Origin of the sequence: Streptomyces sp. IBSBF 3136 (genome assembly GCF_036815105.1) — a bacterium.
Classification (GTDB): Bacteria; Actinomycetota; Actinomycetes; order Streptomycetales; family Streptomycetaceae; genus Streptomyces.
In genome coordinates this window covers 1-10,155 of the sequence record NZ_JAJSZC010000320.1, presented here as the reverse complement: position 1 = coordinate 10,155, position 10,155 = coordinate 1, and the positions used below count along the sequence as shown (strand labels likewise).

Genomic DNA, 10,155 nt, shown 5'->3' with positions numbered 1-10,155 from the left:
GGTGGGCGATACTGGGTTCGAACCAGTGACCTCTTCGGTGTGAACGAAGCGCTCTCCCACTGAGCTAATCGCCCGGGAACGCACTGAACAATACAGGTCCCCGTGCCCTTCGTTCAAACCGCTCGCAGGTGCCGCAGCAGTCCGCGCCGTCCGGCCCGCATCATCAGCCGGTGGTTGACGCGGAAGACGGGCCGTCCCGGCACGGCCAGCCGCCGGAGCAGCGCCTTGCGCACGTCGACCTCCTGGTCGTAGCGCACGAGCGTGCCCGGGCCCTCGGCGGTGACCGTCCAGCGCGCCCAGCCCTCGATGTCCCCGGACAGGCCGACCGCCAGGACGCCGGCGGCCGGGTCGCGGCGGTCGGTTCGGGCGGTGAAGGTCATGGCGTACGGCAGCGCGGAGCGGATGGTGAGCACTCCGGTCTCGTCGTCGAGGCGGGTCACCGACCGCACCTGCGGCCACCAGCGGGGATAGTCCTCGGGCCGCTCCAGCGCCGCGTAGACCGCCGCGGGCGGGGCGGGCAGGGACCACCGGCTGCGGAAGCGGTAGTGGTTCCAGTCCATGGGCCGAGTGTGCCCGGGCGGACGCGGGTCTTTTCTGAGTACGCGTACTCATGCGGCCCGCCGTGGGGCGGGTCACACTGCGGGGGGGGGGGGGGGGGGGGGGGGGGGGGGGGGGGGGGGGGGGGGGGGGGGGGGGGGGGGGGGNTATTGGGGCCGCGGGGTGGGCGTTCACACTGGGGGGGGGCGCCCCCCCCCCCCGGGGCCCCGCCCCCCCCCCCACGAAGAATTCCCCGCTTGTCGTACTTCCGAAGGAAAGTGACGGCGTATTGGAAAACGTCCGGGGATTTCGCCGGCCGCCCCGGTCCGGAACTTCTCCCGGAAGGACCGGTACGTCCGGAAGTCGGTCTTGACCCTGATCTTCCGGATACTTCTTCGCGAAGTGCGCGACGGTCCGGCCGGTCTTCCCGGCCCGCGCCTCGGCACCCCATCAGAGGTAACGGACCGTCACCTTCGACTTCCCGGGGCCAGGGCGGCGTCCCCGCCCGGACACGACGACGGCCCATCCGCTGTCGCGGATGGGCCGTCGGTCCGGGTGGGCGATACTGGGTTCGAACCAGTGACCTCTTCGGTGTGAACGAAGCGCTCTCCCACTGAGCTAATCGCCCGGGCGCATGAAGAACATTACCCNGGTGGGCGATACTGGGTTCGAACCAGTGACCTCTTCGGTGTGAACGAAGCGCTCTCCCACTGAGCTAATCGCCCGGGCGCATGAAGAACATTACCCCATGTCAGGGGGTGCCCCCGACCACCCGCCCGGCCGGGTTCCGGCGCCGGATCACTGGTCCTTGATCTTCCACGGCATCACGACGCCGAACTTCCACAGGTAGATCCCGACGAGCGCGGCGACGATCACGAGACCGACCACGGTAAGGGTGATGTTGCGGCGCCGCACCTCGGGCTCGAGCGCCCGCTGGGTCGCTTCGGTGACCTTGCGCTTGGCCCAGCGGAGCACGAGCTGGGCCCAGACGAACTCGGTCGCCCAGATCGCCATGCCGCCGAAGATCACCACCCAGCCGGGTCCGGGCAGCGGCAGCATGACGACGCCGGCGACGACGACCGCCAGACCGACCACGAAGACGCCGACCTGCCAGCTCACGTGCAGGGCCCGGCGCGCCTTGACGTACTCCGGCGCACGGGAGCCGAGTCCCCGCCCGGACTCCTTGGTGTTCGGCTCCGCCCCGTCCGTACCGTCGGCCCCGCCGTCCGTGCCGTCGGCCCCGGCCGCACCACCCGATGCCGCGGCGACCTCGCCCGGATCGTCACTCCCCGTATTCATGCAGACAAACCCTACCGGAGTGAATCAGGCCACCGGAATGGGTGTAGACCTCGTACGAGTTCTCGGCCGGAAGAGTTACGTAAACACACGCAAAACCCTCAGAGGGGTTTACAACGGCACCGTAGGTGGCATGTCGATTTCGCCGACGTGCGAATCCCCGAGCGCACACTGAGCGAAAGGCCCTGGCGCTTATGAACACCACGGTCAGCTGCGAGCTGCACCTGCGCCTCGTTGTGTCGAGCGAGTCCTCCCTGCCTGTCCCCGCAGGCCTGCGGTACGACACGGCCGACCCCTACGCCGTGCACGCCACCTTCCACACCGGAGCCGAGGAGACCGTCGAGTGGGTGTTCGCCCGCGACCTCCTCGCCGAGGGGCTTCACCGGCCCACCGGCACCGGCGACGTCCGCGTCTGGCCATCCCGCAGTCATGGTCAGGGCGTCGTCTGCATCGCCTTGAGCTCCCCGGAGGGGGAAGCACTGCTCGAGGCCCCTGCGCGGGCTCTGGAGTCCTTCCTGAAGCGAACGGACGCCGCCGTGCCCCCCGGCACGGAGCACCGCCACTTCGATCTGGATCAGGAGCTCTCACACATTCTGGCGGAGAGTTAGGCCGCGGCACCTCTGAGCCGCCCGGCGCCGTCCACTCGGGGAGACGGCTCGGGCCAAGACAACCGCATAGGGCACAGGCAAGCGCCGTCACCGTGAGTGTCCACGGGACGGCGCGGGCCTGTTGCGCGACCTGTCCGGGCGACGGCCGGGCCCCGGGAACCCGCGGGGCCACGGAGGCGTTGTACCGGCGTTCGTCGATGGCCGGAACCAGGTGCGGTGGCGCGGTTGTCGCTACCATCGGCCAGCATCGGCGGGCGCCCGCCCGACCCCCAGGCCAGGGAGCGAACTGTGCTGATCACCCACGACACCCGGTGCGCCCTCGACACCGTGGTGGATCTGGTGAACACCGCGCCGGACGACGACGCGGCGGCGGACGGACTGCTGGACGTCACGGCTCTCGCCGATTTCGTGCGAAGCCACAAAATCAGCGATGTCGGCGTGCTGTCGGAGTTCGACCTGTCGGCGGTGCGCAAGGTCCGGGGCAGGTTCGCCGCGATCTTCGCCGCCACGGAGGCCCGCGCGGCCGCCGGGATGATCAACGAGCTGGTCGCCGCTGCCGGCACCACCCCCCGGCTCACGAACCACGACGGTTACGACTGGCACGTGCACTACTTCGCGCCGGGCGCCTCCGTGGCCGACCACCTCGCCGCCGACTGCGGGATGGCGCTCGCCTTCTTCGTGGTGGCCGGGGAGGAGGAGCGGCTGCGGCGCTGCGAGGCACCGGACTGCCGGCGCGCCTTCGTCGACCTCTCCCGCAACCGCTCGCGCCGCTACTGCGACAGCCGCACCTGCGGGAACCGGCTGCACGTGGCCGCCTACCGGGCACGCCGCAAGGAAGCCGCGGGCTGATCCACGAGGCGGCGCGCGGGGCGACGCCGGTCCCGGCGGGTGACGCCGGGACGGACGTGTACGGCTCACAGCAACAGCAGATCGTGCAACGCGGCCATGAGGATCAGGCACCCGATCACCGCCAGGAAGATCATCAGCGGTGGCTGGGAAAGGGCGAAGAGGCACCCGCGCGGCTCGTCCTTGGGCGGCGCGGCCTCGCTCTGTGACGTGTCCAGCATCTCGCGGCCGATGATGGACCAGTCGGCACCCCGTTGGCGATCACCACGCTCACTGAGTGCCGGTCTTCACCGATTCCGTGTTGGTCCGGTCACCTTGCTTCCGGTTGTGACCGGTTCCAGGTCATATGCCGTGCTTCTTGAGGATGGCCTCGATGTCGCTGAAGTCGTCGGAGGAGCCGCTGGAGCGTGGTGCGGCCGCGGGCCGCGCCACCGGGCCCGCCCCCGCGCCGAGCGAGGGCGCCGAGGCCGCCGGGGCCACCGGCTCGGTGCGGCCGCCGCGGGCCGCCTTGCGCTCGGCCCGGGTGCCGCCGCGCCGGCGCTCCACCGCGCGGGTGCCCGCGAACAGCAGCCAGGCCGCGCCCAGCAGGCCGAAGCCGGCCCAGGCGGTCGGGCTGAGGGCGGTGTCGGCGAGCCAGCCGACCACTCCGGTCATGACCAGGCCGATCGGCACGAGCGCGTACGCGGCGATCCGCGCGGCCGACAGAAAACGCTTGCGGTAGGCCGCCACCACCGCGATGCCCAGGCCCGCCGCCGAGGCGGCGGAGCAGACGGTCTCGGCAATCATCCGGTCCTCCAGGCGGGCTCGGTTCGCGGGGACGCGAGGGCACGGCAGGGTGCGCTTCGTCCCTTCCATCCTGCACCGCCCGGTCCGCCCGGTGCCATGCTCAGGAGCGAGATCAGGGAGATCTCCGGGGTCGCCTCCTCCTGGGGTGCCGGTCGGCCTCCCCACCCCGGACCTCCGCACCTGGGGCCTGTTGCGAAAGGGGCCTCGTCGCCCGGAGGGCGGCCGCGCGGCGTCCGGTGCGTGCTCTCGGCGTGCCGCCCGGAAGTCCTCGTACTGGGCGTACTCGGGCTTTCGGGCGGTGCGGCGAGAGCGCGTGCCGGACGTCGCACGGCAGAGGACCACTTTCGCAACAGACCCTGGGGGGACGCCCGGGCGCCAGGCCGCCCGGTCCCGATTGGGTCGGCCGCGTCCGGCCTGGAAGACTGGGCCGCATGAGCGACTCCTCCCCCGCCGGCGCCGAGGCCCCCGTCCTCGACGTCTGGTGCGAACTCCAGTGCCCCGACTGCCGCAGCGCCCTGGACGACGTCCGCGCCCTGCGCGCCCGTTACGGCGACCGGCTGGAGCTGCGGCTGCGGCACTTCCCGCTGGAGAAGCACCAGCACGCCTTCGCCGCCGCCCAGGCCGCGGAGGAGGCCCTGGAGCAGGGCAAGGGCTGGGAGTACGTGGAGGCGGTGCTGGAGCGGGTCGCCGAGCTGGACCGCGGGGGCGAGGCCCTCCTGGTCGAGGTCGCCCGTGAACTGGGCCTGGACGGCGAGGAGTTCGACACCGCGCTGATCGACGGCCGGCACATCCTGGTCGTCGACGCGGACCAGGCCGAGGGCAAGGCGATCGGCGTGACCGGCACGCCGACCTACGTCATCGGGGGCGAGCGCCTGGACGGCGGCAAGAGCCAGGAGGGGCTGCGCGAGCGCATCGAGGAGATCGCCGACCGCCTGCTGGCCGCGGGGTCCTGACCCGGTCGCTCGGGGCAGCGGCTTCACGCCCGGGCCCTACAGCAGCGGCTTCGCGAAGGCACGGTCCGTCGTGTCGTAGCCGAGCGACTCGTACAGCCGTTCCGCCGGGGTGTTGCCCGCGAACACGTTCAGCCCGAGCACGGGCCGGCCGGCCTCGATCGCCTGGCGCTCCGCCAGCAGCATGAGCGTTCGGCCGTGCCCCCGGCCGCGGTGGGCCCGCTCGGTCTCGACGTCGAAGACGAACGCCCTGCCCTCCTTCAGGGCCAGCCACAGGGTGCCCACCCGCGTCCCCTCGTGCTCCAGGACGCTGATCAGCGTGTCCGCGGTGCCGAGGCCGTCCGGCAGCAGTGTCTCCTGGTCCCGCCGGGCCTTGGCCCGGGCCGCGGCCTCGGGCACGCCGAGCGCTATCCACTGCTGGGCGTACTCCTCGAACCCGTACTCCTGCCAGGCGTCGTACTCGGCCGGGTCCATCGGCCGGGCGCGGCTGCCCGGGGGCAGCGCGGGCGGGGTGGTGCCGAGGCGCTTCTCCATACCGCGGTTGCGCGGCCGGTAGCCGAGGGCCGTGACGAGCCGCAGCGCGCCCTCCGCCCCGGCGGGGACCACCGCCTCGACGGAGGTGCAGCCCCAGCTCCGCGCCACCTCCTCGGCGGCGAGCGCGGCCACCGTGCCCCGGCCGCGCCGCTGGTCGGGCTCCGCTATCCGCAACTTTTGGACACAGGCCACGGAGGGGCCGAGGGAGGGCGAGGTGCGCAGGTGGACCTCGCCGACGGGGCGGCTGTTCACGCACACCTGGTAGCGGCGCGAACGGCTGCCGTCCGCCTGCTGCTGGAGCGGCTCGGTCGGCCGCAGGGTCGTCGTCATCAGGGGAGTTCTACCCGCTCGCGCGCCCCAGGGCAGCCGGATTTTCCGGGTCCGTCAGGGGTCCAGGTCCCGGCCGGCGTGCTCGGCGAAGACCCGCATGGCCTTGGCGGTCACCGGGCCGGGCGCCGCGGGCAGTTCCGCGGTGTCGATCCGGTGCACGGCCTGGACGTCCCGCAGGGTGGAGGTGAGGAAGACCTCCTCGGCCCGCTCCAGGACGTCGAGCGGCAGGTCGGTCTCCTTGGCGCCGGTCCACTCGACGGTCAGGGCGCGGGTGATGCCGGGGAGGCAGCCGGAGGACACGGGCGGGGTGTGGATCTCGCCGTCGAGGACGACGAAGACGTTGGACCCGGTGCCCTCGCAGAGCTGCCCGACCGTGTTGCCGAACAGGGCCTCGGAGGCGCCGTGTTGGTGGGCGCGGGCGAGGGCGACGACGTTCTCGGCGTACGAGGTGGTCTTCAGCCCGGTGAGGGCGCCGCGCTCGTTGCGGGTCCAGGGGACGGTGATCACGGCGGTGGTGTCGGGCCGGCGCGCGGTCTCGCCGAGGGCGACCACCAGGGTCGGCCCGTGCTCACCGCGGTCCGAGCCCAGGGGCCCGTGCCCGCCGGTGTAGGTGATGCGCAGCCGGCCCAGCGGCATCGGATTGGCCTCCAGGACGGCGGCGCAGGCGCGGCGGATCTCGTCGTGGTCCGGGTCGGGCAGCCCCAGGCCGTGGGCCGAGCGGGTCAGCCGGTCGAGGTGGCGGGTGAGCGCGAAGGGCTGCCCGTGGGCGGCCTTCACCGTTTCGAAGATGCCGTCGCCGACCGTCAGACCGTGGTCGAAGACGGAGACGCGGGCGGACTCGGCGTCCTGCAGCCCGCCGTCCAGCCAGATCATCATGAGAGCGCCCCTTCGTCCGTTCCGGCCCCGCCCGCCGCTTGTTCCTCGTACGTCCCCGACGCTACCGCGAGCAGCCGGGACGCCTTCAGCTCGGTCTCCCGCCACTCCCCCTCGGGGTCCGAACCCCAGGTGATGCCGGCACCGGTGCCGAAGCGCAGGGTCGCCGCGCCCGCGGCACGGTCGATCCAGAAGGTGCGGATGCCCACGGCCAGCTCGCCGGTGCCGCGGTCGGCGTCGACCCAGCCGATACCGCCGCAGTAGGGACCGCGCGGGGCGGTCTCCAGGGCCTCGATGATCCTGAGGGCGCTCGACTTGGGCGCGCCGGTGACCGAGCCGGGCGGGAAGGCCGCGCCGAGCAGGTCCGGCCAGCCGGCGCCGTCCCGCAGCTCCCCGCGCACGGCGGAGACGAGGTGGACCAGGCCGGGGTGCTTCTCGACGGCGCACAGGTCGGGCACGGTCACGGTGCCGGTGGCGCAGACGCGCCCGATGTCGTTGCGGACCAGGTCCACGATCATCACGTTCTCGGCGTAGTCCTTCTCCAGCAGGTCCGCCTCGGTGCGGCCGGTGCCCTTGATGGGGCCGGACTCGACGGTGCGGCCGTGCCGGCGCAGGAACAGCTCGGGTGAGGCGGTGGCGATCTCCACGCCGTGCCCGGGCAGCCGGATCGTGCCCGCGTACGGCGCCGGGTTGCCGCGGGCCAGCACGGCGGTCAGCGCGTCCACGTCGGCGTCGGGGGCGACCGGGGCGCTGAGCACCCGGCAGAGGTTCGCCTGGTAGACCTCGCCGGCCGCGATGTGCTCGCGGATCCGGCCGACGGCGGCGGTGTAGGCCGCGCGGTCCAGGGAGGAGGTCCAGTCCCCCGCGGCGGGGCCGCGCCAGCCGCCGGGCACCGGGGCGGGCACCGGCTCGTGGCGCACCCGCGCGAAGCGGGCGCAGGTCAGCCGGCCCTCGAAGTCCGCACAGACGGCCCAGAAGCCGGTGGAGTCCAGGGCGGCGGGGTCGCTGGTGACGTCGAGCAGGCCGGTGGCCAGCCGGTCGCCGAAGCGGGCGAGCGGGGGGAGCGCGGACGGGTGCCGGGGAGGGTGGTGGAGCACGGGGTCGAGTCTAGGACGGGCGTCCGAAAGGCGGCCCGGGTGCGAGCCGCCGGCGGCACCGGGGGCCTCGCCCCTCGGGCGCACCGCAGCACGCTGCGCAAACGCGTTTTTGTACTGGCCCAGGAATCCGCTAGAGTTCAACACGTCGCCGGGACGCGCAAGCGCACCGAAACGACAGGCGGACGTAGCTCAGTTGGTAGAGCGCAACCTTGCCAAGGTTGAGGTCGCGAGTTCGAGCCTCGTCGTCCGCTCNCACCGAAACGACAGGCGGACGTAGCTCAGTTGGTAGAGCGCAACCTTGCCAAGGTTGAGGTCGCGAGTTCGAGCCTCGTCGTCCGCTCGAAGGAAGAAGGGGTCTTCCCGATCCCCTACACTCCTGGTGGAGTGGCCGAGAGGCGAGGCAACGGCCTGCAAAGCCGTCTACACGGGTTCAAATCCCGTCTCCACCTCCAAGGACGATTAGCTCAGCGGGAGAGCGCTTCCCTGACACGGAAGAGGTCACTGGTTCAATCCCAGTATCGNCGATTAGCTCAGCGGGAGAGCGCTTCCCTGACACGGAAGAGGTCACTGGTTCAATCCCAGTATCGTCCACTGGATCTTCTTTCGAGGATCCGAGGGTCTTCTCGAAGATCCGAACCCGCGCGATTAGCTCAGCGGGAGAGCGCTTCCCTGACACGGAAGAGGTCACTGGTTCAATCCCAGTATCGCGCACTGTCTGTGCTCCACGGATCACAGCCCGCGGACGATTAGCTCAGCGGGAGAGCGCTTCCCTGACACGGAAGAGGTCACTGGTTCAATCCCAGTATCGTCCACACATCGAAGAAGCCNCGATTAGCTCAGCGGGAGAGCGCTTCCCTGACACGGAAGAGGTCACTGGTTCAATCCCAGTATCGTCCACACATCGAAGAAGCCCCCGGCCGTCCCGCACGGCCGGGGGCTTCTTCGTGCGCTCAGCTGGAGAACAGCATGTGGCCGAAGCTCTTGTGACGGTGGTGGCCGCCGTGGTGGCCCCCGTAGTGACCGCCGTGACCGCCGCCGTGCGGGGCGCCCCAGGCGGGGGCGGACGGTGCGGGGTACGCCTGCGGGGCCGGCGGGGGCGCCGGCTGCACCCACTGGGACTCCAGGCGGGTCAGGGCCTCCAGCTCGCCGTAGTCGAGGAAGATCCCCCGGCAGCCGCTGCACTGCTCGATCTGGACGCCGTTGCGGTTGTAGGTCTGCATGGGCGCGTGGCACTTCGGACACTGCATGGTCGGCTCAACTCCTCGCCGTTCGGTCCTGCTTCGTGTTTCCCCAGGACAGACTCCGTCCGGTCCCGCTCGGTTGCACCCTACGCCGGGAATCCGCGCGTCAACTGGTGAGGTGCGGAAGTCATTCGGGCGCAGGCGTCCACCAGGGCCAGCTCCACCTCGTCCAGCGGGCGCCGGGCCGTGGCCGCCTTGGTGAGGGCGCGGGCCGCCGTCTGCACGGTGAGGGCCCGTGCCGGGACGTCCAGGGCGGCCCAGGGGTCGCCGTCCGCGGGTACGGCGGGGCCGCCGGCCTCGCGGTAGGCGGTGAGGAAGCGGGACCACTCGTCGGGCGGCAGCAGACCGCAGGCGTACCAGGCGGCGGGGCGGGCGAGGTCCCAGGCCGGGTCGCCCAGGCCGAGGTCGTCCACGTCGATCAGCCGCCAGGGGCCGTCGGGCGCCGGGTGGCGGACGAGCTGGCCGAGGTGCAGGTCGCCGTGGCACAGGGCCGGGGTGCCGGGCATGGGGGCCTCGGCCCGGGCCCAGGCGGGGAGGGCGCGCCAGGCCCGCAGCACGGCGGGTGCGGCGGGATGGGGCGCGGTGTCCGGGGCGGCGCGCAGTCGGCCGACCGCCCGGGCCGCCTTCTCGGGGCCCCGCATGGGCGGCAGGTCGCCGGGCGGTGCCGCGCGGTGCAGCCGGGCGAGGAGTGCGGCGGCCGCTTCCCAGGGAGCGGCGTCCGGGTCGTCGGGGTCCACGGGCGCGCCGTACGGCCACAGGGTCACCAGGCGGTCGTGCACGAGGGCGGGCCCGGGGGCGAGCGGGGCGAGGAGCACGTCCGGGAGCCGGGCGGCCGTGGTGAGGCGGCGGGTCAGCCCGGTGGCGTCGGTACCGGGGGCGTGCGCCTTCGCCACGACGTCGGCGTGCCGGACGACGGTGGCGTCGGGGCGGTCCGCGAGCGGGGCAGTGACACAGGAGCAGGAGGCGTCGCCGGCTTCCGGGTGGACGGTGGCCGCGAGCCGCGCGGTGAGCACGGGGACAAGGACCGGGTGCGTGGGTGGGGCGGGCCGGCCGGAAG

12 protein-coding genes and 10 tRNA genes are annotated in these 10,155 nt (G+C 72.6%); 10 read left to right on the top strand and 12 right to left on the bottom strand.

All coding sequences use genetic code 11. From position 1 onward, the window contains the following. Nucleotides 1–2 precede the first annotated feature (2 nt). The 5 genes from V7E45_RS37525 to V7E45_RS37505 all read right to left on the bottom strand — a co-directional run bounded on the left by V7E45_RS37525 (nucleotide 3) and on the right by V7E45_RS37505 (nucleotide 1,836). Nucleotides 3–74, bottom strand: a tRNA-Val gene (locus V7E45_RS37525). A 39-nt stretch (nucleotides 75–113) separates the two neighbouring features. Then, entirely contained in the window at nucleotides 114–560 is a 447-nt protein-coding gene (locus tag V7E45_RS37520; RefSeq protein WP_333778751.1) for an SRPBCC family protein, read from the bottom strand. A gap of 533 nt (nucleotides 561–1,093) precedes the next feature. Continuing rightward, a tRNA-Val gene (locus V7E45_RS37515) sits at nucleotides 1,094–1,165 on the bottom strand. A 25-nt stretch (nucleotides 1,166–1,190) separates the two neighbouring features. Then, nucleotides 1,191–1,262 (bottom strand) — tRNA-Val (locus V7E45_RS37510). Between the two features lie 73 nt (nucleotides 1,263–1,335). Beyond that, complete coding sequence (locus V7E45_RS37505; protein ID WP_333778750.1) at nucleotides 1,336–1,836, bottom strand: TIGR02611 family protein; 501 nt, start codon at nucleotides 1,834–1,836, stop codon at nucleotides 1,336–1,338. 191 nt (nucleotides 1,837–2,027) lie between these two features. On the opposite strand from V7E45_RS37505, the gene V7E45_RS37500 reads away from it, so the two are divergent. Both V7E45_RS37500 and V7E45_RS37495 read left to right on the top strand, forming a co-directional pair. Continuing rightward, on the top strand, nucleotides 2,028–2,441 hold the full coding sequence (locus tag V7E45_RS37500; RefSeq protein WP_004002642.1) for an SsgA family sporulation/cell division regulator: 414 nt from the start codon (nucleotides 2,028–2,030) through the stop codon (nucleotides 2,439–2,441). A 288-nt stretch (nucleotides 2,442–2,729) separates the two neighbouring features. After that, entirely contained in the window at nucleotides 2,730–3,290 is a 561-nt protein-coding gene (locus V7E45_RS37495; RefSeq protein WP_333778749.1) for a CGNR zinc finger domain-containing protein, read from the top strand. 65 nt (nucleotides 3,291–3,355) lie between these two features. Here V7E45_RS37495 and V7E45_RS37490 read toward each other — a convergent pair whose 3' ends face one another. Further along, nucleotides 3,356–3,508: a hypothetical protein gene (locus tag V7E45_RS37490; protein WP_020938891.1), complete on the bottom strand. Its 153-nt coding sequence runs from the start codon at nucleotides 3,506–3,508 to the stop codon at nucleotides 3,356–3,358. Between the two features lie 121 nt (nucleotides 3,509–3,629). Beyond that, nucleotides 3,630–4,073 carry a hypothetical protein gene (locus V7E45_RS37485; protein WP_333778748.1) on the bottom strand — a complete coding sequence of 148 codons (444 nt, stop codon included), beginning with the start codon at nucleotides 4,071–4,073 and terminating at the stop codon, nucleotides 3,630–3,632. Nucleotides 4,074–4,504: 431 nt separating this feature from the next. Here V7E45_RS37485 and V7E45_RS37480 point away from each other — a divergent pair, with 431 nt between their 5' ends. Continuing rightward, entirely contained in the window at nucleotides 4,505–5,026 is a 522-nt protein-coding gene (locus tag V7E45_RS37480; protein WP_333778747.1) for a DsbA family protein, read from the top strand. 36 nt (nucleotides 5,027–5,062) lie between these two features. On the opposite strand, the gene V7E45_RS37475 is transcribed toward V7E45_RS37480, so the two are convergent. Genes V7E45_RS37475 through V7E45_RS37465 form a run of 3 tightly spaced genes read right to left on the bottom strand, consistent with a single transcriptional unit; the run spans nucleotide 5,063 to nucleotide 7,857 of the window. After that, nucleotides 5,063–5,887, bottom strand: a complete 825-nt coding sequence (locus V7E45_RS37475; protein ID WP_333778746.1) for a GNAT family N-acetyltransferase — start codon at nucleotides 5,885–5,887, stop codon at nucleotides 5,063–5,065. 54 nt (nucleotides 5,888–5,941) lie between these two features. Then, on the bottom strand, nucleotides 5,942–6,763 hold the full coding sequence (locus V7E45_RS37470) for an aminotransferase class IV (RefSeq protein ID WP_333778745.1): 822 nt from the start codon (nucleotides 6,761–6,763) through the stop codon (nucleotides 5,942–5,944). Continuing rightward, the gene (locus V7E45_RS37465) at nucleotides 6,760–7,857 is read right to left on the bottom strand and encodes a chorismate-binding protein (RefSeq protein ID WP_333778744.1); all 1,098 of its coding nucleotides are present in this window, start codon (nucleotides 7,855–7,857) and stop codon (nucleotides 6,760–6,762) included. The genes V7E45_RS37470 and V7E45_RS37465 overlap by 4 nt, the downstream gene beginning before the upstream one ends. 178 nt (nucleotides 7,858–8,035) lie before the next feature. Here V7E45_RS37465 and V7E45_RS37460 point away from each other — a divergent pair. The 7 genes from V7E45_RS37460 to V7E45_RS37430 all read left to right on the top strand — a co-directional run bounded on the left by V7E45_RS37460 (nucleotide 8,036) and on the right by V7E45_RS37430 (nucleotide 8,754). Next, nucleotides 8,036–8,108, top strand: a tRNA-Gly gene (locus tag V7E45_RS37460). Between the two features lie 16 nt (nucleotides 8,109–8,124). Then, nucleotides 8,125–8,197 (top strand) — tRNA-Gly (locus V7E45_RS37455). A 38-nt stretch (nucleotides 8,198–8,235) separates the two neighbouring features. Next, nucleotides 8,236–8,309: transfer RNA gene (locus V7E45_RS37450), tRNA-Cys, on the top strand. Between the two features lie 68 nt (nucleotides 8,310–8,377). Beyond that, nucleotides 8,378–8,448 (top strand) — tRNA-Val (locus V7E45_RS37445). A 48-nt stretch (nucleotides 8,449–8,496) separates the two neighbouring features. After that, a tRNA-Val gene (locus V7E45_RS37440) sits at nucleotides 8,497–8,568 on the top strand. A 29-nt stretch (nucleotides 8,569–8,597) separates the two neighbouring features. Next, nucleotides 8,598–8,669: transfer RNA gene (locus tag V7E45_RS37435), tRNA-Val, on the top strand. 16 nt (nucleotides 8,670–8,685) lie between these two features. Next, nucleotides 8,686–8,754 (top strand) — tRNA-Val (locus tag V7E45_RS37430). 53 nt (nucleotides 8,755–8,807) lie between these two features. Here V7E45_RS37430 and V7E45_RS37425 read toward each other — a convergent pair. Continuing rightward, nucleotides 8,808–9,104: a TFIIB-type zinc ribbon-containing protein gene (locus V7E45_RS37425; protein ID WP_020938897.1), complete on the bottom strand. Its 297-nt coding sequence runs from the start codon at nucleotides 9,102–9,104 to the stop codon at nucleotides 8,808–8,810. An 80-nt stretch (nucleotides 9,105–9,184) separates the two neighbouring features. Continuing rightward, complete coding sequence (locus V7E45_RS37420; RefSeq protein ID WP_333778752.1) at nucleotides 9,185–10,111, bottom strand: phosphotransferase family protein; 927 nt, start codon at nucleotides 10,109–10,111, stop codon at nucleotides 9,185–9,187. Nucleotides 10,112–10,155: the final 44 nt, after the last annotated feature.

What these genes read in the sequence shown, in the direction of transcription:
- V7E45_RS37500 (WP_004002642.1), top strand. Translation starts at nt 2,028, where the DNA reads ATGAACACCACGGTCAGCTGCGAGCTGCACCTGCGCCTCGTTGTGTCG.
- V7E45_RS37520 (WP_333778751.1), bottom strand. Translation starts at nt 560, where the DNA reads ATGGACTGGAACCACTACCGCTTCCGCAGCCGGTGGTCCCTGCCCGCC.
- V7E45_RS37470 (WP_333778745.1), bottom strand. Translation starts at nt 6,763, where the DNA reads ATGATGATCTGGCTGGACGGCGGGCTGCAGGACGCCGAGTCCGCCCGC.
- V7E45_RS37425 (WP_020938897.1), bottom strand. Translation starts at nt 9,104, where the DNA reads ATGCAGTGTCCGAAGTGCCACGCGCCCATGCAGACCTACAACCGCAAC.
- V7E45_RS37505 (WP_333778750.1), bottom strand. Translation starts at nt 1,836, where the DNA reads ATGAATACGGGGAGTGACGATCCGGGCGAGGTCGCCGCGGCATCGGGT.
- V7E45_RS37475 (WP_333778746.1), bottom strand. Translation starts at nt 5,887, where the DNA reads ATGACGACGACCCTGCGGCCGACCGAGCCGCTCCAGCAGCAGGCGGAC.
- V7E45_RS37485 (WP_333778748.1), bottom strand. Translation starts at nt 4,073, where the DNA reads ATGATTGCCGAGACCGTCTGCTCCGCCGCCTCGGCGGCGGGCCTGGGC.
- V7E45_RS37480 (WP_333778747.1), top strand. Translation starts at nt 4,505, where the DNA reads ATGAGCGACTCCTCCCCCGCCGGCGCCGAGGCCCCCGTCCTCGACGTC.
- V7E45_RS37490 (WP_020938891.1), bottom strand. Translation starts at nt 3,508, where the DNA reads ATGCTGGACACGTCACAGAGCGAGGCCGCGCCGCCCAAGGACGAGCCG.